Below are 19,503 nucleotides of genomic sequence, written 5' to 3' on the forward strand. Positions count from 1 at the left end.
CTGCTTTAGTATCTTTTGAAAGGATTAACTTATGAAAACATTTGATAAATCATCAAAGTTGGAACACGTTGCCTATGATATTCGTGGTCCAGTTTTGGATGAGGCCAACCGTATGATTGCCAACGGTGAAAAAATTCTCCGTCTTAATACAGGAAATCCTGCGGAATTTGGTTTTACAGCACCAGATGAAGTCATTCGTGATTTAATTATGAATGTTCGAAACAGTGAAGGGTATTCGGATAGTAAGGGGATTTTCTCAGCTCGTAAGGCGATTATGCAGTATTGCCAGCTAAAGGGATTCCCAAATGTAGATATTGATGATATTTATATTGGTAATGGTGTTTCAGAAATGATTTCCATGTCTATGCAGGCCTTGCTTGATGATGGAGATGAGGTTTTGGTCCCAATGCCAGACTATCCTCTTTGGACTGCCTGTGTCAGTCTAGCTGGCGGTAACGCTGTGCACTATGTCTGTGATGAAAAATCTAACTGGTATCCAGACATTGATGATATCAAATCAAAGATTACATCAAATACTAAGGCTATTGTTATCATCAATCCGAATAACCCGACAGGTGCTCTTTACCCTAAAGATGTTCTTGAACAGATTGTCGATATTGCACGCCAAAATGACTTGATTATCTTTGCGGATGAGATTTATGACCGCTTGGTTATGGATGGTAAGAAACACATTGCTATTGCAAGTCTTGCACCAGACGTTTTCTGTGTATCTATGAATGGTCTTTCTAAATCTCACCGTATTTGTGGTTTCCGTGTGGGTTGGATGGTTCTTTCTGGGCCTAAGAAGAATGTTCGGGGCTATATTGAAGGGCTTAATATGTTGTCCAATATGCGCCTTTGTTCTAATGTGCTCTCTCAACACGTAATTCAGACCTCACTTGGGGGTTACCAATCTGTTGATGAGCTTCTGATTCCTGGTGGTCGTATTTATGAACAACGTGAGTTTATTACAAACACAGTAAACGATATTCCAGGACTTACAGCTGTTAAGCCAGATGCAGGTCTTTACATTTTCCCTAAGATTGACCGCAACATGTATGATATTGACGATGATGAAGAGTTCTGTCTTCGTCTCTTGAAGAAGGAAAAGGTCCTCTTGGTTCCAGGTAAAGGCTTTAACTGGAATGAACCGGACCACTTCCGTATTGTCTACCTTCCTCGTGTGGAAGAATTGGCTGATCTTGGAAATAAAATCGAACGTGTTTTGTCATATTACAAGCGCTAAATTCGTGAAAACTGGACAAAAAGGCTTGTCCAGTTTTTATCTTGCTTAAAAAAGAGTCGCTTTTACCTAAAATCCGAACGTTTCCCCTAAAAAGACATAATATAATGAATAGTAGAATAATAAATAATTTTCAGACAATTGTTTGCAATTTTTAGGTCAGGTGTGCTATAATGATAGGGCTAGCGGGTCTTAACGGATATGCTTGGTACAGGACCTGAGATTATTAAGATTATAAATAGAAAGTGAAGATAATAAAAATGGCAAATTTGCTGGCTAAAACACGTAAAATTACTTCTATCTTGCAACGCTCAGTAGATAGCTTGGAAGGAGATCTTCCATACAACAACATGGCTGCTCAGTTGGCAGATATTATTGATTGTAATGCTGCTATCGTAAATGGTGGTGGTGCTCTCCTTGGTTTTGCTATGAAATACAAAACCAACACTGACCGCGTGGAAGAGTTTTTTGAAGCGAAACAGCTTCCAGAGGAATACACACGTGGTATCAGCCGTGTTTATGATACTCAAGAAAATATCGGTATTGACAGTGACTTGACCATTTTCCCAGTGGAATCAAAAGATGATTTCCCAGACGGTTTAACCACAATTGCACCAATCTATGGTGGTGGTATGCGTCTTGGTTCTTTCATTATTTGGCGTAACGACCATGATTTTGTGGACGACGACCTTATCTTGGTTGAGATTGCATCTACAGTAGTTGGTTTGCAATTGTTGAATCTTCAAACAGAAAACTTGGAAGAAACAATTCGTAAACAAACAGCTATTAATATGGCTATTAACACCTTGTCTTATTCAGAAATCAAGGCAGTTTCAGCTATTTTGAATGAGTTGGACGGTTTAGAAGGTCGTTTGACAGCCTCTGTTATTGCGGACCGTATTGGAATTACGCGTTCAGTTATTGTTAATGCTCTTCGTAAGTTGGAATCAGCTGGTATTATTGAGAGCCGTTCACTCGGTATGAAAGGGACTTATCTTAAAGTCCTTAACGAAGGTATCTACGACAAATTGAAAGAATACGAATAAGAAGAATACTGAAAGAAAGTGAGGTAGGAGGGACCTGCCCCACTTTTTTTAAAAGGAGAAAGTAATATGACAAAAGCATTGATTTCAATTGATTACTCTTATGATTTTGTAGCAGATGATGGAAAGTTGACGGCTGGTAAGCCTGCTCAAGCTATTGAAGATCGTATTGCTCAGGTAACTCAAGAGGCCTATGATAATGGGGATTATATCTTTGTTGCCATGGATCGACATGATGAGGGGGATACTTTCCATCCTGAGACTAAACTCTTTCCACCTCACAATATTGCAGGGACAGCTGGACGAGGACTTTATGGTAAGTTAGCTGGTGTATATGATGCCATCAAGGATGATAATCGTGTATTTTGGATGGATAAGCGTCACTATTCAGCCTTTTCAGGAACTGACTTGGATATTCGTCTACGTGAACGTCGTGTGACAACAGTCGTTTTGACGGGAGTTTTAACAGATATTTGTGTGCTACATACGGCTATTGATGCTTATAATTTGGGCTATGATATTGAGGTTGTAGCGAGTGCAACAGCTTCCTTGACACCTGAAGCTCATGACTTTGCTATCGGGCATTTTAAGAATGTGCTTGGAGCAACAATTGTAGAGTAAGAGTTGGTTGCGACTCTTTTTTGACGGTAAAGTCCCATTGTGACACCTCGTCTTCATTCTGAAGCACCATTTTATATGGTGTTTTTTTTGATGGGGCTAAACTTAGTGAAAGAAATATAGTTTATTGAATAAAACAGTAGTTAGGAGAGAAAATAGGAAAAACATTTTATAATATGACAATTTGTGTCATGTTATTGCAGTATAATAAATATAGGAGATGTTAATACTATGAAAGATAATAGGCTATTTAGATTACTGTATTATATTTTAGAAAAAGGTAAAGTTACAGCAAGCGAACTTGCAGATAAATTTGAGGTGTCAGTAAGAACTATCTACCGAGATATTGATTCTATGAGTAGCTCTGGTATTCCCATCTATGCTTTGCGAGGAAGAGGTGGTGGAATAGAAATTGCTGAGGACTTTGTTCTTAGTAAATCGCTACTTTCTGAGAATGAGAAACAACAGATTTTGTCAGCTCTTCAAGGATTGGAACATGCAACAATACAGCATGAGAATGAACTATTAACAAAACTATCAGCACTTTTTAAAATAAAAAACACTAGTTGGATCGAAGTTGATTTTAATAATTGGCAAAACAATAAGATGTATGAAAGAACATTCAATGATATAAAATCAGCAATCTTAAGTAAAAAGATTATCTCATTCGCATATTTTAGTAGTAATGAAAAAGAGACAAACAGAAGTGTCAAACCTGTGAGATTACTTTTCAAGAGTCAGGACTGGTACCTATATGCCTTTTGTTTACTTAGAAATGATTTTAGATATTTTAAGTTGTCTAGAATGAAGCATATAGAAGTTCATGATGAAAAGTTTGATGATAGCTTTGAAAATGTAATACTGAAAAAAGAAATGCCACATGATAATGTCAGGCGTATAAAAGTCAAATTCGACCGCAAAGTTGCTTTTCGAGTATATGATGAATTAAGCAGTGAGATTATGGAAGATGATGACGGAAATCTATATACTGAATTAGAAATAGTAGATGATTACAATCTATACTATTACCTTCTTTCTTTCGGAGATAGTGTAGAAGTTTTAGAGCCTGAAGAAGTTAGGGCTCAAATTAAAGAAATGATAACAAAAATGACAGAAAAATATAAAACATGACAAATGGTGTCAAGTATTGCGCAGTATAATGTAATTGACCAAAAGAAAGGGAGGATTATATGATGAAATACGAATGGAGAAAAGAAGAAAAAAGTCTATACAGTGTAAAACGAATGCCTATTCTTGTAGAAGTACCAAAACAAAAATTTATTTCGATAGATGGGGATGGTAATCCGAATGAAGCGGATTTTTCAAACAGGATAACTGCACTGTACTCACTGGCCTACTCTATTAAGATGATGTACAAAAATGCAATGAAAAGTAATAGAAGTGTTGATACCACAGATTTTACAGTATATCCATTAGAGGGCCTTTGGAAAAAAGTAAATCAAACAGTACTTGATAAAAGTAAACTAGAATACACATTAATGATTAAGCAGCCAGATTTTATTACACAAGAGATGTTTACAAATGCAATGGAGAGTGTGAAAAAGAAAAAACCTAATGTCTTGTATGAAGAAATAAGTTTTAGGGAGATAGAAGGGGGAAAAGCTGTTCAGATGTTACATATTGGCAGTTATGATAATGAGCCTAGAACATTTGAACAGATGGATGATTTTACTAGGAAGCTTGCTTTAACAAGAATAGGTGATTTCCATAGAGAAATATATCTAAGCAATAAAAATAGAACATCGGAAGATAAACAAAAAACAATCTTAAGATATTTAGTAAAATAGAAGAGTATTATCACGATAGTCCTACTCTCGTTTTTATCTAAAATCATAGGATAGTATCAGTTTTCCGTAGTTTACTATAAGAAAACGATTACAGGCTATTGTATACTATTACTATATTAAATCGAAATATATAAGAGGTAGAACAATGACTAAAAAAATGACTTTTCCTGACGGATTTTTGTGGGGTGGGGCGACAGCGGCCAACCAATGTGAGGGTGCCTATGATGCGGATGGGCGTGGTTTAGCCAATGTTGACGTGGTGCCAATTGGTGAGGATCGTCTTTCAATTATCACAGGACGTCGTAAGATGTTTGATTTTGAGGATGGTTATTTTTATCCAGCTAAGGAAAGTATCGATATGTACCACCGTTACAAGGAAGATATTGCTCTCTTTGGTGAAATGGGATTTAAGACCTATCGTCTTTCTATTGCTTGGTCACGTATCTTTCCTAAGGGGGATGAGTCTGAGCCAAATGAAGCTGGGCTTGCCTTTTACGAGGACCTCTTCAAGGAATGTCACAAGCATGGCATTGAACCTTTGGTGACGATCACACACTTTGATTGTCCCATGCACTTGATTACCGAGTATGGAGGATGGCGTAATCGTAAGATGCTTGGTTTCTATGAAAATCTTTGCCGTACCCTTTTCACACGCTTTAAAGGTTTGGTGAAGTACTGGCTTACTTTCAATGAAATTAATATGATTCTCCATGCACCATTTATGGGAGCGGGACTCTGCTTTGAAAAGGGTGAAAATGAGGAGCAGGTTAAATACCAGGCGGCCCACCATGAGTTGGTAGCTTCAGCCATGGCGACTAAGTTGGCCCATGAGATTGATCCTGAAAATAAGGTCGGTTGTATGTTGGCAGCAGGTCAGTATTATCCAAATACAGCCCACCCACGCGACTACTGGGCAGCCATGCAAGAAGATCGTAGTAGTTATTTCTTTATTGATGTTCAAGCTCGTGGAGAGTATCCAAATTATGCTAAGAAGCAATGGGAACGTGATGGTATTGGGCTTGAGATGACGGAAGAAGATTTGACCCTTCTTAAAGAGCATACTGTTGATTTTATTTCTTTCTCTTACTATGCAAGTCGTGTGGCTTCAGGCGATCCAGAAGTTAATGAAAAGACCGCTGGAAATATCTTTGCCTCTATTAAAAATCCCTATTTGGAAGCTTCAGAGTGGGGTTGGCAAATTGATCCACTAGGTCTTCGTATTACCCTTAACGTTATTTGGGATCGTTATCAAAAACCGATGTTTATTGTTGAAAATGGTCTCGGTGCTGTGGATACACCAGATGAAAATGGTTATGTTGAAGATGATTACCGTATCGACTACTTGGCAGCTCACATCAAGGCCATGCGTGATGCTATTAATGAAGATGGTGTAGAGCTTTGGGGCTACACAACCTGGGGCTGTATTGACCTTGTTTCTGCTGGAACTGGTGAAATGAAGAAACGTTATGGCTTCATCTATGTGGATCGAGATAACGATGGTAATGGTAGTCTTAAACGCTCTAAGAAGAAATCATTTAACTGGTACAAAGAAGTTATCGCAAGTAACGGTGCCTCTGTAGAATAGGGTGTGAGTTCTCGACCAATGACATCTATGAGTTGAGAGGTGTTGAGTGTTCTAAGCCATGTGCTAGTCTGAATCCTGTTTTACGCATGTAACGAGCACTAAGAAAAAATTGATCTCCATTTAAAGTCAGCCTTAGGGTTGGCTTTTTTTGTAAAGGATAGAAATTGTAATATTTTCTAAAAAATGATATTTTTATTAGAGTTTGAGAGAAAGAAAACATGGGTAAAAAATCAGTTGTATTTGTAGCTGAGCTATCCTATATGGAAAAGTTAGAGGTAGCTCTTAAATCTTTGTGTGCACATAAAGGGCAGTGGAAAATTTATGTGCTAAATGAGAATTTACCAACAGAATAGTTTACGCTGATGAATCGTCGTTTAAAGTCTACTGATTCTGAAATTCTTAATTGTCGTGTGTCTGCCGAAAGCTTTAAACATTTTTCGCTTCCAAGTGCGCATATTCATTATGCGACTTTTTTCCGTTATGCGATTCCTGAGTTTGTTCAAGAAGATCGTGTTCTCTATTTGGATTGTGATATGATTTTTACGAAGGATTTGTCACCACTTTTTGAAGTGGATCTGGGCGGATTTGGCTATAAGAGCCGTTGCACTTGCCCATCAAAAAGAGCCTAATCTTCGCTTTGACATCTATGGTAAAGGTGGGGAACAAGAGAATCTACAAGATCTGATTGATACTCTTGGGGCGAATGATTACATTCAACTTAGAGGACATGCGGATTTGCGTGACGTCTACCCACAGTATGAACTTTATGTTACCGCCACTCAGTGGGAGATCTTTGGTTTGACTCTGATGGAGGCGGTGGGAGAAGGTCTAGCCCTGGTTGGTTTTGATGCCCGTTATGGCAATCCAACTTTCATTAAAGATGGTAAAAACGGCTTTCTGGTTCCTTATAGAGAAACTATGGATGAGAACCTACTTGTTTCTCAGATGGCGGACAAAATTGTATTTGCCTTAGAGAGTGAACTTGAGTCTATGCATCAAGTCTCATACGACCTGGCAAAACAGTATTTGAAGCCAGAAATCCTAGAGGCTTGGAGAAAGCTCTTGATAGCCATACGATAAGTGTTTTGAAAAAGCTCTATCTCTGTAAACTGTAGTGACAAAAAAGTTACTACAGTTTTTTTATCCTCTAAGCAAAATATGCCTAATTATGGTAAAATAGAAAGTATTGAAAAATCATCATTTCACGAAAGGAAGCAAGATGAAAATTACGCAAGAAGAGGTAACCCACGTTGCCAATCTTTCAAAATTGAAATTCTCTCCAGAAGAGACAGCTGAGTTTGCGACAACCTTGTCTAAAATTGTCGACATGGTAGAATTGTTGGAAGAAGTGGACACAACAGGTGTTGCCCCAACAACGACCATGGCTGACCGCAAGACCGTATTGCGTCCGGATGTTGCTGAAAAAGGGACTGACCGTGACCGCTTGTTTAAAAATGTACCTGAAAAAGATAACTATTACATCAAGGTACCAGCTATCCTAGAAGATGGAGGAGATGCCTAATGTCATTCAACAATAAAACCATTGAAGAGTTGCACGACCTCCTTGTCTCTAAGGAAATTTCAGCAACGGAATTGACACAAGCGACGCTTGATGATATCAAGGCGCGTGAAGAAGCAGTCAATGCCTTTGTAACGGTGGCCGAAGAAGCTGCCCTTGCGCAAGCTAAGGCCATTGATGAAAAAGGAATCGATGCAGACAACCTCTTGTCAGGTATTCCACTCGCTGTCAAAGACAATATCTCAACAGATGGCATTTTGACAACTGCGGCTTCAAAAATGCTCTACAACTACAAGCCAATCTTTGATGCGACAGCTGTTGCCAATGCAAAAGCTAAAGATATGATTGTCATCGGGAAGACCAACATGGATGAATTTGCCATGGGTGGATCTGGTGAAACATCTTATTATGGCGCGACTAAAAACGCTTGGGACCACAGCAAGGTGCCTGGTGGATCTTCTAGTGGTTCAGCAGCTGCTGTAGCTTCAGGGCAAGTCCGTTTGTCGCTTGGTTCAGATACAGGTGGTTCCATCCGTCAACCGGCTGCTTTTAACGGGATTGTTGGTCTCAAACCAACTTACGGAACGGTTTCACGTTTTGGCCTCATTGCCTTTGGTAGCTCACTTGACCAAATTGGTACTTTCTCACCAACGGTTAAGGAAAATGCCCAATTGCTCAATGTCATTGCCAGCGAAGATGCCAAGGATTCAACATCTGCACCTGTTCGTGTAGCAGACTTTACTTCTAAGATTGGTCAAGACATTAAAGGCATGAAGATTGCCCTTCCGAAGGAATACCTCGGTGAAGGAATTGACCCAGAAGTCAAAGAAACTATCCTTAATGCGGCTAAACATTTTGAAAAATTGGGAGCAACTGTCGAAGAAGTCAGCTTGCCACACTCTAAATACGGGGTTGCCGTTTACTACATCATCGCTTCATCTGAAGCTTCTTCAAACTTGCAACGTTTCGACGGGATTCGCTATGGTTTCCGTGCAGAAGATGCTAAAAACTTGGATGATATCTACGTGAACACTCGTAGCCAAGGCTTTGGTGATGAGGTCAAACGCCGTATCATGCTTGGTACCTTTAGCTTGTCATCTGGTTACTACGATGCTTACTACAAGAAAGCTGGTCAAGTCCGTACCCTCATTATCCAAGACTTCGAAAAAGTCTTTGCAGATTACGACCTCATCCTTGGTCCAACAGCTCCAAGCGTGGCCTTTGATTTGGATTCGCTCAACCATGATCCGGTTGCCATGTACTTGGCTGACCTCTTGACTATTCCAGTCAACTTGGCAGGTCTTCCAGGGATTTCGATTCCTGCAGGTTTTGCTCAAGGTCTTCCAGTTGGTTTGCAGTTGATTGGTCCGAAGTATTCTGAAGAAACCATCTACCAAGCTGCAGCTGCCTTTGAAGCAACGACGGATTACCACAAGCAACAACCCCTTATTTTCGGAGGTGACAATTAATGAACTTTGAAACAGTCATCGGACTTGAAGTCCACGTTGAATTGAATACAAACTCAAAAATTTTCTCACCAACCTCTGCTCACTTTGGGAACGAGCAAAATGCCAATACTAATGTGATTGACTGGTCTTTCCCAGGGGTGCTTCCTGTCTTGAACAAGGGTGTTGTGGACGCTGGTATCAAGGCTGCTTTGGCGTTGAATATGGATATCCATCAGCACATGCACTTTGACCGTAAGAACTATTTCTACCCTGATAATCCAAAGGCTTACCAAATTTCGCAATTTGACGAGCCAATCGGTTACAACGGTTGGATTGAAGTACAATTGGAAGACGGCTCAACTAAGAAAATCGGGATTGAACGTGCCCACTTGGAAGAGGATGCCGGTAAAAACACCCACGGAACAGACGGTTTCTCTTATGTAGACCTCAACCGTCAAGGGGTTCCATTGATCGAAATCGTATCTGAAGCAGATATGCGTTCTCCAGAAGAAGCCTACGCTTATTTGACAGCTTTGAAAGAAGTCATCCAATACACTGGTATTTCAGACGTCAAGATGGAAGAAGGATCTATGCGTGTGGATGCCAACATTTCCCTTCGCCCATACGGTCAAGAGGAATTCGGTACCAAGACTGAGTTGAAAAACTTGAACTCTTTCTCAAACGTCCGTAAAGGTCTTGAATACGAAGTGCAACGCCAAGCGAAAATCTTGCGTTCAGGTGGTGTCATTCGTCAAGAAACACGCCGTTATGATGAAGCTAATAAGAGCACTATCCTTATGCGTGTCAAAGAAGGGGCAGCGGATTACCGTTACTTCCCAGAACCAGACCTTCCATTGTTTGAAATCTCAGATGAGTGGATTGAGGAAATGCGTACTGAGTTGCCAGAGTTTCCCAAAGACCGTCGTGCTCGCTACGTGACAGAGCTTGGCTTGTCTGACTATGATGCCAATCAATTGACAGCTACGAAAGTTACTTCTGACTTTTTTGAAGCAGCCGTAGCCCTTGGTGGCGATGCCAAACAAGTGTCTAACTGGCTCCAAGGTGAAGTCGCACAATTCTTAAATGCAGAAGGCAAGACACTGGAAGAAATCCAATTGACACCGGAAAACTTGGTCGAAATGATTGCCATCATCGAAGATGGAACAATTTCATCTAAGATTGCCAAGAAAGTCTTCGTTCATTTGGCGAAAAATGGTGGCGGTGCGCGTGAATACGTCGAAAAAGCTGGTTTGGTACAGATTTCAGATCCTGAAGTCTTGATCCCAATCATCCACCAAGTCTTTGCAGACAATGACGCAGCCGTAGCCGACTTCAAGTCAGGTAAACGTAACGCTGACAAGGCCTTCACAGGCTTCCTCATGAAAGCAACCAAAGGCCAAGCCAACCCACAAGTAGCTCTTAAATTACTTGCTCAAGAATTGGCGAAGTTGAAAGAAGAGTAATAGATAAAAAACCAGCCGAAAGGTTGGTTTTTTATTTTTAGGGTATACAAAAACTCCTACGAATTATACTCGTTAGGAGCTTTTGAAAAAGACTAAGTGACTTTAGAAATGAGGAAGAGCTGAAGCAACCTTCATTTCTTCAGGAACAGTGACAATAACTTGATGAGCTTTTAAATGATATTTATCAATAATCCATTGACGAAGTTTTTCTTTAGAGACATTAGCAGTTCCTCGGAATTCATGTCCGTTATCATGGACAGTCCAGTCTCCCATTTTCTTAAAATCAGTATTCTTAAGTAAGTCAGGGTATTGATCTAGCTCTTTAAGATGAACAATGGTAAAGGTATTACTATTACGTACAATGACGTTTTTCTTTAAAGCCTTACTAAAGTACCAGAAGAGCATAGCAACAGCACTAACTCCAACAACAAGTCCAGCAAAAGTAATTAAAAACTGTATGAAATTCATAATATTACCTCCTTATCAGACATAGTATACTCTTTAGCTAAAGCGTTTTCAAGCAAAAGATAACTTATTACTTTCCGTAGTATTATGGAAAAAGAATGCGTGTTCATTGCTATTTATGGAGTTTATAATAGAAGTATCAAAGTCAGGAGGAAAAATGATGACTACTTTTAAAGATGGATTTTTATGGGGTGGTGCTGTAGCTGCTCATCAACTTGAAGGTGGATGGCAAGAAGGTGGTAAGGGTATCAGTGTTGCTGATGTCATGACAGCTGGTCGCCATGGAGTTGCCCGTGAAATTACACCGGGTGTTTTGGAAGGTAAATATTATCCAAACCATGAGGCTATAGATTTTTACCATCGTTATAAAGGAGATATTGCACTTTTTGCTGAAATGGGATTTAAGTGCTTCCGAACATCAATTGCTTGGACACGTATTTTTCCAAAAGGTGATGAGTTAGAGCCTAATGAAGAAGGGTTGCAATTTTATGATGATCTCTTTGATGAGTGCCTGAAGCATGGAATTGAACCTGTAATTACTTTATCCCATTTTGAGATGCCTTATCATTTGGTTACAGAATATGGTGGATGGAAAAATCGAAAATTGATTGATTTCTTTGTTCGCTTTGCAGAAGTCGTATTCAAACGTTATAAAGATAAAGTTAAATACTGGATGACCTTTAATGAAATCAACAATCAGGCCAATTATCAGGAAGATTTTGCACCATTTACGAACTCAGGTATTGTATATGAGGAAGGTGACGACCGAGAAGCTATTATGTATCAAGCAGCACACTATGAGTTAGTAGCCTCTGCTCGAGCAGTAAAAATTGGCCATGAAATCAATCCAGATTTTCAAATTGGTTGTATGATTGCGATGTGTCCTATTTATCCTGCAACTTGTAATCCTAAAGATATTTTAATGTCTATGAAGGCTATGCAAAAACGTTATTACTTTACTGATGTACATGTTTTGGGTAAATATCCTGAACACATTCTCAAGTATTGGGAACGTAAAGGAATCTCAGTTGATTTTACAGATCAAGATAAAGAGGATTTACTTGGAGGAACAGTAGACTATATTGGATTTAGTTACTATATGTCTTTTGCTATCGATTCTCATCGTGAGAATAATCCTTATTTCGATTATCTTGAAACAGAAGATTTGGTTAAAAATAATTATGTTCAGGCATCTGAGTGGGAGTGGCAAATTGACCCAGAGGGATTACGTTATGCATTAAACTGGTTTACGGATCATTATCATTTGCCACTATTTATTGTTGAAAATGGTTTTGGTGCTATAGACCAAGTTGAAGCAGATGGCATGGTTCATGATGATTATCGAATTGATTACCTAGGAGCTCATATTCGTGAAATGAAAAAAGCTGTAGTTGAAGATGGTGTTGATTTAATGGGATATACTCCTTGGGGCTGTATAGACCTGGTTTCAGCTGGTACCGGTGAGATGAGGAAACGTTACGGATTTATCTATGTAGATAAAGATGACAATGGACAGGGAAGTTATGAACGCTCACCGAAAAAATCATTTAATTGGTATAAAGAAGTTATTGCATCTAATGGTGCAACGGTAGAATAAAACTAAGAAGCTGGGGAATTCCCAGCTTCTATTAGTAAACATAGGAGAATAAATATGATTGGTAGCATTGCAGCAATTTTCACAACATTTGCTTTTTTGCCTCAAGTTGTGCGTGTGGTAAAAACAAAAGATACTGAATCGATTGCCTTAGGGATGTATGTTATGCAGGTTATTGGCATTGCTTTGTGGCTTGCTCATGGTCTTCATATTGGTGACTTACCTTTGATTTTGGCTAATAGTGTTTCGTTCTTGCTATCTGGTATTATTTTGATTTATAAATTGAGGTACAAATAATTATTTTCCGTATCGTTGAGGAAAAATCAGCAATGGAAAATGTAAGCGCTTCGCTTTATAATTAAAGTGTAAATAAGAAATAACCCAATCAGGTATCAGTTTGATGGGATTAGATTAAAGGAGAAAATCTTATGGCAAAAGCATTGATTATTTGTGCGGCAGGAATGTCTTCATCACTCATGGCAAAGAAAACAACGGAGTTTTTAAAGGGGAAAGGTCAGGATATTGAGGTTGACGCTATTAGTGCTACTGAAGGCGGAAAAGCTATTGCAGCATCAGAGTTTGATTTGTACCTTGTAAGTCCTCAAACAAAAATGTATTTTAAACAGTTTGAAGAAGCAGGTGATAAAGTCGGAAAACCAGTTGTTCAAATTCCACCTCAAGCCTATATTCCAATTCCAATGGGAATTGAAAAAATGGCTAATTTGATTGTAGAAAACATCTAATCTTCGTTAAAGAAATAGTGCAGAAAATAGGTGTTAGTTAATATTATCTATTAGCTAAATTATAAATGATTCATAATATGACTTATGTTCAATAAAAAGAATTTAAGGTGTGAAAATATCCTATAATAGAAGGTGAGAATGTCATTTTTAGGAGGATATGAGAGTGTCAAATACTAGAGAAAAAGGCATCCTTCAATTCTTGTTAAAGCACAGGGAACGTTATGTTACAAGTAAGGAGCTTGCTGAATGCTTGTCCTGTTCGGATAGGACTGTACGTAATCACTTAAAATCAATTGATCAAACGTTAAACCTTCAAGGTGTTAGGTTGGTCTCAAAACAAGGACAGGGGTATCGACTATTTTTTGAAAGTCAAGAAGCTTGCCAATCTTTTCGTCTGATTTATGAATTAGGGGATGATTATAATACGAAATCGTCCATGTCCAAAGGTGATGATCGGCTAGCATTCATTTTAAATAAACTTTTGTTTGAACAGGTTTCAGTTCTTTTCGATGATTTAGTTGAGGAGTTATATGTTAGTCGCTCGACCTTGTCTAATGATTTTAAAAAGATACGCCAGATGCTAGCTGGTTATGACCTAACTATAGAGAGTAGGGCGAATAAAGGTGTTTATGTTTCTGGTGAAGAACGAGACAAACGTCGCTTTATTATGAGTTATTTCTTGGAGAACCAGTTTTTTAAAGCATTACATTCTTATGTGAAGTCAGAATTTTTTGACCAAAATCTTCCGATGGAGGAATTGGCAAAAATTGTTTTAGAAGAATGTCAAGAAGCTAACTTGAAACTATCGGATTTTGTCTTACAAAATTTAGTTGTTCATATAGCTTTAGCAATAGGCCGTATCAAGTCAGGCTTCGAAATTAGTAACTTAGATTGTCAGATGGCAGATAATGACATCGAACGTCGGGTTGCTAAGAGGATTCTTTCAAGAGTTAGTAAGGTAACCAATCAAGAATTTCCAGTTCAAGAAATCGATTATATTACCCTACATCTGTTAGCTAAAAGTCAGTTACCCCAAAACACCCAAACAGAGTTTTCTAAAGAGGCACTGAGAGACTCGGTGGTCCAAAGCTTTAAAACCTTAGGGTTAGATGATATATATCACTTTTCTTCGGATTTTCAGCTTATTGAGAGCCTTATAACTCATTTGATGACCTTACAGGTACGTTTAGCCAGTCATATTAATCTTAGTAATCCATTGGTAGATGAGGTTAAACAGAATTATAGTGATGTATTCTTCATGACCAAGGAGATTCTTGAAAATATGGAAGCTTTTTCACAGGCTACTATATCTGATGATGAAATAGTTTATGTATGTCTTCATTTCTTGGCTGCTATCGAACATCGAAAAGAAAATCATAAATTTTCAGTATTGGCGATTTGTGCGACAGGATTTGGGGCTGCTCAAATGCTTAAAAATCGTCTTGAATCTGAGCTTGGGAATCGTATAGAGGTGGTTGATGTCATAGGTTACTATGAGTTGAACCAAGAAAAAATAGACGGTATTGATTTTATTGTATCGGCTGTTGATTTATCGAACCTTTACTTTCAGATACCAGTTTTTACAGTGAGTGTCTTTCTTAAAAACGAGGAAATATCTCAGATCCGTCACGCTATGGACCAGATGCAAGTTTCGAGAATTGGAAATCGTTCAGAAGTAGCTCGGATTAAAGATGATAATTTTAAAAAGTACTTTAGCCAAGACCATTTCTTTGTGTGGTCGAAGTGCGACAAATCACACCTATTAGAAGAAATGGTTGAAGCTCTGTCTGTCGGTGAATCAGATGATTTCGAACAATCTTTACTTTACGAAATTAAACAGCGTGAGGAATTAAGTTCTGTTGTCTTTTCCAAAAGAGTTGCGGTTCCACATCCCATTAGGCCTTTGGGGAAAGAAGTTAAAGTATCAGTTGCTATCTGTCAAGAACCTATATCTTGGGATAATCAAAGTTCACATATTCAACTTGTTTTTCTTTTATCACCATCATTATATGGTAATGATGGGTTGAAGGATGTGACGAAGAAAATAGTTTCCTTGACAGAAAATGATGACTTACAAAAGCAATTAATCAATTGCAAGGAATTTGAAGATTTTATTAAGATATTTGAAAAAATAACATAGGAGGTTCGTATGAATCAAGAAGAATTACAGGTAGCAGCCTTTGAAATCATTCTGCATTCAGGCACTGCTAGAACAGAAATCCATGAAGCGTTTGCCGATATGCGAGAAGGTCGCTTTGACGAAGCAGAAGCTAAGTTAGAACATTCAAATGAAGAAATTTTAGAAGCACACCATGCACAAACAAAACTTTTGCAAGACTATGCAAGTGGTGTAGAAATTAAGATTGAAATTATCATGGTCCATGCTCAAGATCATTTAATGACTACAATGACTCTATTGGAAGTAGCAAAGGAAATGCTGGTTCTTCATAGAAAGGTTGGCTAAATAGATATAGTTAAACAAGGAGGAAGACAATGACAAAAAAAGAACAACTAGAAATCGAGCGTCAACGTCGGGAGACAGCATTAAAAAATACTTTCTTTAATCGCTATCTTCTTCTACGTTATACAATAGCACTCTTCTTTTTTGGCAATATCTATTGGCTTTTGAATCAATTTATTCGTCCTTCTTTTGCTATTGTTCTCCCTATTACGTTAATTGTATTAGCGATTTTGGCTACTGTTGAGCAGTTTCGATTGTATGGCAAGCGTGATGAACGTTTGAAGGTGACTCAGATGTTTGTTCGCTCGCAAGCTGTTATTCAGGTGGGACTACTTGTTCTAACTTGGACAAGTCTGTTTACAACTCTTTTTCCAATTTTTGAAAATAATCAAGCTGCACGTTTCTTCGTTTTCGTTATTCTTTTACTAGGTTTTGGCCTATGCTTGCTAAATCTTAAAAGAATTCAAGAAATATTTGAACGTAAAGATAAGGCTTATCAGCGCTTTATCCAGTTAGAAAAGAGTTCTGTAACCTTATAGCCCTTGCAAAAGGATAACTATTGAAATAAATATATAATTATTATTAAGGAGGTCCGATTATGGATCAACAAAACGGATTGTTTGGTTTCCTTGAAAATCATGTCATGGGACCAATGGGGAAACTTGCTCAGTTTAAAGTTGTACGTGCAATCACGGCAGCAGGTATGGCAGCTGTACCCTTTACTATTGTTGGGTCAATGTTCTTGGTATTTAGTATTCTGCCACAAGCCTTCTCATTCTGGCCAATTGTAGCTGATATTTTCTCAGCTTCATTTGATAAGTTTACTTCTCTATACATGGTTGCTAACTATGCTACTATGGGTTCTCTCTCTCTTTACTTTGTTCTCTCACTTGCTTATGAGTTAACTAAAATCTATGCAGAAGAAGAGGGGTTAAATATGAACCCTCTCAATGGTGCGTTACTTTCGCTCATGGCTTTCATTATGACAGTTCCACAAATCATTTTTGATGGTGGAATGATGAAAGCTGTAAGTAGCCTTAAAGAAGGTGCAGTTGTTGTTGATGGTTGGGCAATGGGTAATGGTGTTACTCGTTTCGGTACTACAGGGATTTTCACAGCTATTATTATGGCTATTGTGACAGTCCTTATTTATCGTACATGTGTAAAACATAATTGGGTTATTAAGATGCCTGATGCTGTTCCAGAGGGAGTTTCACGTGGATTTACTGCCTTGATTCCTGGATTCGTCGTTGCATTTGTGGTTATCTTTATTAACGGTGCACTAGTTGCATTGGGAACTGACATCTTTAAAGTTATTGCTATTCCATTTGGGTTTGTTGCTAACCTAACTAACTCATGGATTGGATTAATGATTATTTATCTTTTAACTCAGCTTCTCTGGATTGTAGGGATTCATGGAGCTAACATTATCTTTGCTTTCGTTAACCCTATCGCACTTGCTAACATGGCAGAAAATGCTGCTGGTGGACACTATGCTGTAGCTGGTGAATTTTCTAACATGTTTGTTATCGCTGGTGGATCAGGTGCAACTCTTGGTTTGTGCCTCTACATTGCTTTTGCTGCCAAGTCAGAGCAACTAAAAGCGATTGGACGTGCCTCAGTTGTTCCAGCATTGTTCAACATTAATGAACCTTTGATTTTTGGTTTACCAATTATCTATAATCCAGCATTAGCAATTCCATTTATCTTGGCGCCAATGGTTACAGCTACTATTTACTACTTTGTTAATGCATTACATTTGATTAATCCTGTTATTGCACAAGTTCCATGGCCAACGCCAGTTGGAATCGGAGCCTTCTTAGGAACTGCAGATCTCCGTGCTGTCCTAGTTGCTCTTGTCTGTGCTGTTGCCGCCTTCCTTGTTTACTTCCCATTTATTCGTGTCTACGATAAGAAATTGTTGAAAGAAGAACAAGAAGCTTAATTTATGATTAAGGATCTTAACGTTTGTTAAGGCCTTTTTTGTTACATTAGTGGTATTCAATAAAGTATCATTATAAGTAGGAGCAACCCTATGAACAAATTCTTAAGATTCCTATTTATCCTTGTCATCCTCGCCATGTCTGGAGCGATTATCCTCCAGCTGTTCTTCCCAACTTATATGGGAAGTCATTCGGGGTACGGTATTTCAGTTAGCTGGCAGAGGGAGAATGGTATTTGGAGTGTGGCATTCCTTGTCATCCTGATTGCCGTAAACTTCAAATACGATTGGTTTTATCCGAGAGCTGTACTGATAGATTTGATTATTGGAGGCCTTGGGATTGGGACTAATCATTTCCTTAGCTATCTTCGCCATCATCACTCAGTCAATGCTATTGGTGCACTTGAAAATTATCTTTTAGTCCGTGGCTGGATTGTCGGTTGGTGGCTAGAGCATTCCTCAAGAAAAACAGTTTAATTTTTCTGAAGTTATCGGCTGGCGGGCAACTCCCTGTGTTATAATAAATAGGCATTATTATAATCGAGGAAAACACATGTCTAAACAACTAAAAGGTAGTCTGATGGTCATAACTGCAGGAATTGCCTGGGGATTTTCAGGAGTTTCTGGTCAATACCTGATGGCTCATGGGGTTAATGTCAATCTTTTAACGAGTTTACGTTTGATTCTGGCTGGTACTTTACTAACGGTCTCGGTCTTTTTTAGGCAGCGAGACAAATTAGTACAAGCCATTAAAGATAAGAAAACCTTAGTAAGTATCGCCTTATTTGCTCTCTTTGGTCTGGTCTTGAATCAGTATGCCTATCTTAGTGCTATTCAGTACACCAACGCTGGAACTGCGACAGTCTTACAGTATGTCACGCCAGTCCTTATTTTGGCTTTTGTATGTGCGAAGAACCGCAGATTTCCAACGGTCTCAGAGTTAGTGGCTATTATCATGGCTATTGCGGGAACCTTTATCATCGCCACACATGGTCAGGTGACAGAGTTAGCTATCACACCTATTGGCTTGTTCTGGGGACTCTTCTCTGCAGTAACCTATGCACTCTATATCTTACTGCCTGCTAAAGCTATTGAAAAGTGGGGCAGTCTGATTGTCATCGGTCTAGGAATGTTACTCGGTGGTTTGATCTTTCCAATTGCTATCCAAGCCTGGAAGTCTGAGTTACCCTTGACTAGTGGAAATCTTCTGGCACTCTTTGGCTTGGTCTTCATCGGGACAGTCTTTGCCTACACAGTTTTCCTTAAGGGGACGACCATGGTTGGTGCTGTAAAAGGAAGTCTTCTGGCATCGGTAGAACCTGTGGCATCGGTCATTTTAACGGTCTTAATCATGGGTGACCACTTCTTTGCCATTGATGTACTTGGTATGATTTTAATTGTTCTTGCTGTCATCCTCATTTCGCTTAAGGATTTAGTAGCCCTTAAAAAACAAGAGAAAATTCAAAGATAAAGATAGAGCCCAAGTGATTGTGGCTCTTTTTCTATACCGTCGTGTAATTGATGTTCTTAAAAAATAGGACTTAAGTCTCACACATAAACCTTAAAAATAT

22 protein-coding genes are annotated in these 19,503 nt (G+C 38.7%); 21 read left to right on the plus strand and 1 reads right to left on the minus strand.

The annotated features are described in order from the left end of the window. Positions 1-31 precede the first annotated feature (31 nt). The 12 genes from RDY04_RS03990 to gatB all read left to right on the plus strand — a co-directional run bounded on the left by RDY04_RS03990 (position 32) and on the right by gatB (position 10,727). Positions 32-1,246, plus strand: coding sequence for a pyridoxal phosphate-dependent aminotransferase (locus tag RDY04_RS03990; protein WP_003096246.1), 1,215 nt, complete (start codon positions 32-34; stop codon positions 1,244-1,246). 257 nt (positions 1,247-1,503) lie between these two features. Further along, positions 1,504-2,289 carry a GTP-sensing pleiotropic transcriptional regulator CodY gene (gene codY, locus RDY04_RS03995; protein WP_003093975.1) on the plus strand — a complete coding sequence of 262 codons (786 nt, stop codon included), beginning with the start codon at positions 1,504-1,506 and terminating at the stop codon, positions 2,287-2,289. 66 nt (positions 2,290-2,355) lie between these two features. Then, entirely contained in the window at positions 2,356-2,907 is a 552-nt protein-coding gene (locus tag RDY04_RS04000; RefSeq protein ID WP_303951765.1) for a cysteine hydrolase family protein, read from the plus strand. 228 nt (positions 2,908-3,135) lie between these two features. Continuing rightward, positions 3,136-4,035: a YafY family protein gene (locus RDY04_RS04005; RefSeq protein ID WP_303951767.1), complete on the plus strand. Its 900-nt coding sequence runs from the start codon at positions 3,136-3,138 to the stop codon at positions 4,033-4,035. Positions 4,036-4,097: 62 nt separating this feature from the next. Next, positions 4,098-4,712, plus strand: a complete 615-nt coding sequence (locus RDY04_RS04010) for a GyrI-like domain-containing protein (protein ID WP_303951938.1) — start codon at positions 4,098-4,100, stop codon at positions 4,710-4,712. A gap of 145 nt (positions 4,713-4,857) precedes the next feature. Next, positions 4,858-6,297 (plus strand): 6-phospho-beta-glucosidase, encoded by a 1,440-nt coding sequence (locus RDY04_RS04015; protein ID WP_303951769.1) that lies wholly within the window; start codon positions 4,858-4,860, stop codon positions 6,295-6,297. 218 nt (positions 6,298-6,515) lie between these two features. Further along, positions 6,516-6,650, plus strand: a complete 135-nt coding sequence (locus tag RDY04_RS04020; protein WP_303951772.1) for a hypothetical protein — start codon at positions 6,516-6,518, stop codon at positions 6,648-6,650. A 9-nt stretch (positions 6,651-6,659) separates the two neighbouring features. Beyond that, entirely contained in the window at positions 6,660-6,926 is a 267-nt protein-coding gene (locus RDY04_RS04025; RefSeq protein WP_303951776.1) for a glycosyltransferase, read from the plus strand. Beyond that, entirely contained in the window at positions 6,862-7,377 is a 516-nt protein-coding gene (locus RDY04_RS04030; protein ID WP_303951778.1) for a glycosyltransferase, read from the plus strand. Before RDY04_RS04025 ends, RDY04_RS04030 begins: the two co-directional genes overlap by 65 nt. A gap of 139 nt (positions 7,378-7,516) precedes the next feature. Further along, on the plus strand, positions 7,517-7,819 hold the full coding sequence (gene gatC / locus RDY04_RS04035) for an Asp-tRNA(Asn)/Glu-tRNA(Gln) amidotransferase subunit GatC (protein ID WP_002884769.1): 303 nt from the start codon (positions 7,517-7,519) through the stop codon (positions 7,817-7,819). Next, positions 7,819-9,285: an Asp-tRNA(Asn)/Glu-tRNA(Gln) amidotransferase subunit GatA gene (gene gatA / locus RDY04_RS04040; RefSeq protein ID WP_303951781.1), complete on the plus strand. Its 1,467-nt coding sequence runs from the start codon at positions 7,819-7,821 to the stop codon at positions 9,283-9,285. Before gatC ends, gatA begins: the two co-directional genes overlap by 1 nt. After that, positions 9,285-10,727, plus strand: a complete 1,443-nt coding sequence (gatB, locus tag RDY04_RS04045; protein ID WP_303951783.1) for an Asp-tRNA(Asn)/Glu-tRNA(Gln) amidotransferase subunit GatB — start codon at positions 9,285-9,287, stop codon at positions 10,725-10,727. Before gatA ends, gatB begins: the two co-directional genes overlap by 1 nt. Before the next feature lie 102 nt (positions 10,728-10,829). Here the strand turns inward: gatB and RDY04_RS04050 are convergent, their stop codons facing one another. After that, positions 10,830-11,195 (minus strand): hypothetical protein, encoded by a 366-nt coding sequence (locus RDY04_RS04050; RefSeq protein WP_303951786.1) that lies wholly within the window; start codon positions 11,193-11,195, stop codon positions 10,830-10,832. Between the two features lie 157 nt (positions 11,196-11,352). Between RDY04_RS04050 and RDY04_RS04055 the strand changes: the two genes are divergently transcribed. The 9 genes from RDY04_RS04055 (at position 11,353) to RDY04_RS04095 (ending at position 19,403) form a co-directional block, all read left to right on the plus strand. Further along, positions 11,353-12,789 carry a 6-phospho-beta-glucosidase gene (locus RDY04_RS04055; protein WP_303951788.1) on the plus strand — a complete coding sequence of 479 codons (1,437 nt, stop codon included), beginning with the start codon at positions 11,353-11,355 and terminating at the stop codon, positions 12,787-12,789. Between the two features lie 54 nt (positions 12,790-12,843). Then, positions 12,844-13,083 carry a SemiSWEET transporter gene (locus RDY04_RS04060; RefSeq protein ID WP_303951791.1) on the plus strand — a complete coding sequence of 80 codons (240 nt, stop codon included), beginning with the start codon at positions 12,844-12,846 and terminating at the stop codon, positions 13,081-13,083. Between the two features lie 131 nt (positions 13,084-13,214). After that, the gene (locus RDY04_RS04065; protein WP_303951794.1) at positions 13,215-13,529 is read left to right on the plus strand and encodes a PTS cellobiose transporter subunit IIB; all 315 of its coding nucleotides are present in this window, start codon (positions 13,215-13,217) and stop codon (positions 13,527-13,529) included. Positions 13,530-13,686: 157 nt separating this feature from the next. Further along, positions 13,687-15,669: a transcription antiterminator gene (locus RDY04_RS04070; protein WP_303951796.1), complete on the plus strand. Its 1,983-nt coding sequence runs from the start codon at positions 13,687-13,689 to the stop codon at positions 15,667-15,669. Positions 15,670-15,678: 9 nt separating this feature from the next. Further along, positions 15,679-15,993 (plus strand): PTS cellobiose transporter subunit IIA, encoded by a 315-nt coding sequence (locus tag RDY04_RS04075; protein ID WP_004183301.1) that lies wholly within the window; start codon positions 15,679-15,681, stop codon positions 15,991-15,993. 29 nt (positions 15,994-16,022) lie between these two features. Beyond that, on the plus strand, positions 16,023-16,529 hold the full coding sequence (locus RDY04_RS04080; protein ID WP_303951800.1) for a hypothetical protein: 507 nt from the start codon (positions 16,023-16,025) through the stop codon (positions 16,527-16,529). A 59-nt stretch (positions 16,530-16,588) separates the two neighbouring features. After that, the gene (celB, locus tag RDY04_RS04085; RefSeq protein WP_303951802.1) at positions 16,589-17,935 is read left to right on the plus strand and encodes a PTS cellobiose transporter subunit IIC; all 1,347 of its coding nucleotides are present in this window, start codon (positions 16,589-16,591) and stop codon (positions 17,933-17,935) included. A 90-nt stretch (positions 17,936-18,025) separates the two neighbouring features. After that, entirely contained in the window at positions 18,026-18,409 is a 384-nt protein-coding gene (locus tag RDY04_RS04090) for a hypothetical protein (protein ID WP_303951804.1), read from the plus strand. 76 nt (positions 18,410-18,485) lie between these two features. Continuing rightward, positions 18,486-19,403, plus strand: coding sequence for a DMT family transporter (locus RDY04_RS04095; RefSeq protein ID WP_303951806.1), 918 nt, complete (start codon positions 18,486-18,488; stop codon positions 19,401-19,403). Positions 19,404-19,503 lie beyond the last annotated feature (100 nt).

The sequence above is a fragment of the uncultured Streptococcus sp. genome (assembly GCF_902463925.1).
Classification (GTDB): domain Bacteria; phylum Bacillota; class Bacilli; order Lactobacillales; family Streptococcaceae; genus Streptococcus.

Bases quoted from the DNA above. Each gene is read 5' to 3' on its own strand.
- gatC (WP_002884769.1), top strand. From the start codon at position 7,517: ATGAAAATTACGCAAGAAGAGGTAACCCACGTTGCCAATCTTTCAAAA.
- RDY04_RS04080 (WP_303951800.1), top strand. From the start codon at position 16,023: ATGACAAAAAAAGAACAACTAGAAATCGAGCGTCAACGTCGGGAGACA.
- celB (WP_303951802.1), top strand. From the start codon at position 16,589: ATGGATCAACAAAACGGATTGTTTGGTTTCCTTGAAAATCATGTCATG.
- RDY04_RS04005 (WP_303951767.1), top strand. From the start codon at position 3,136: ATGAAAGATAATAGGCTATTTAGATTACTGTATTATATTTTAGAAAAA.
- RDY04_RS04000 (WP_303951765.1), top strand. From the start codon at position 2,356: ATGACAAAAGCATTGATTTCAATTGATTACTCTTATGATTTTGTAGCA.
- RDY04_RS04050 (WP_303951786.1), bottom strand. From the start codon at position 11,195: ATGAATTTCATACAGTTTTTAATTACTTTTGCTGGACTTGTTGTTGGA.
- codY (WP_003093975.1), top strand. From the start codon at position 1,504: ATGGCAAATTTGCTGGCTAAAACACGTAAAATTACTTCTATCTTGCAA.
- RDY04_RS04095 (WP_303951806.1), top strand. From the start codon at position 18,486: ATGTCTAAACAACTAAAAGGTAGTCTGATGGTCATAACTGCAGGAATT.
- RDY04_RS04090 (WP_303951804.1), top strand. From the start codon at position 18,026: ATGAACAAATTCTTAAGATTCCTATTTATCCTTGTCATCCTCGCCATG.
- RDY04_RS04015 (WP_303951769.1), top strand. From the start codon at position 4,858: ATGACTAAAAAAATGACTTTTCCTGACGGATTTTTGTGGGGTGGGGCG.
- RDY04_RS04055 (WP_303951788.1), top strand. From the start codon at position 11,353: ATGACTACTTTTAAAGATGGATTTTTATGGGGTGGTGCTGTAGCTGCT.
- RDY04_RS04060 (WP_303951791.1), top strand. From the start codon at position 12,844: ATGATTGGTAGCATTGCAGCAATTTTCACAACATTTGCTTTTTTGCCT.
- RDY04_RS04020 (WP_303951772.1), top strand. From the start codon at position 6,516: ATGGGTAAAAAATCAGTTGTATTTGTAGCTGAGCTATCCTATATGGAA.
- gatA (WP_303951781.1), top strand. From the start codon at position 7,819: ATGTCATTCAACAATAAAACCATTGAAGAGTTGCACGACCTCCTTGTC.
- RDY04_RS03990 (WP_003096246.1), top strand. From the start codon at position 32: ATGAAAACATTTGATAAATCATCAAAGTTGGAACACGTTGCCTATGAT.
- RDY04_RS04010 (WP_303951938.1), top strand. From the start codon at position 4,098: ATGAAATACGAATGGAGAAAAGAAGAAAAAAGTCTATACAGTGTAAAA.
- RDY04_RS04075 (WP_004183301.1), top strand. From the start codon at position 15,679: ATGAATCAAGAAGAATTACAGGTAGCAGCCTTTGAAATCATTCTGCAT.
- RDY04_RS04070 (WP_303951796.1), top strand. From the start codon at position 13,687: ATGAGAGTGTCAAATACTAGAGAAAAAGGCATCCTTCAATTCTTGTTA.
- RDY04_RS04025 (WP_303951776.1), top strand. From the start codon at position 6,660: ATGAATCGTCGTTTAAAGTCTACTGATTCTGAAATTCTTAATTGTCGT.
- RDY04_RS04065 (WP_303951794.1), top strand. From the start codon at position 13,215: ATGGCAAAAGCATTGATTATTTGTGCGGCAGGAATGTCTTCATCACTC.
- gatB (WP_303951783.1), top strand. From the start codon at position 9,285: ATGAACTTTGAAACAGTCATCGGACTTGAAGTCCACGTTGAATTGAAT.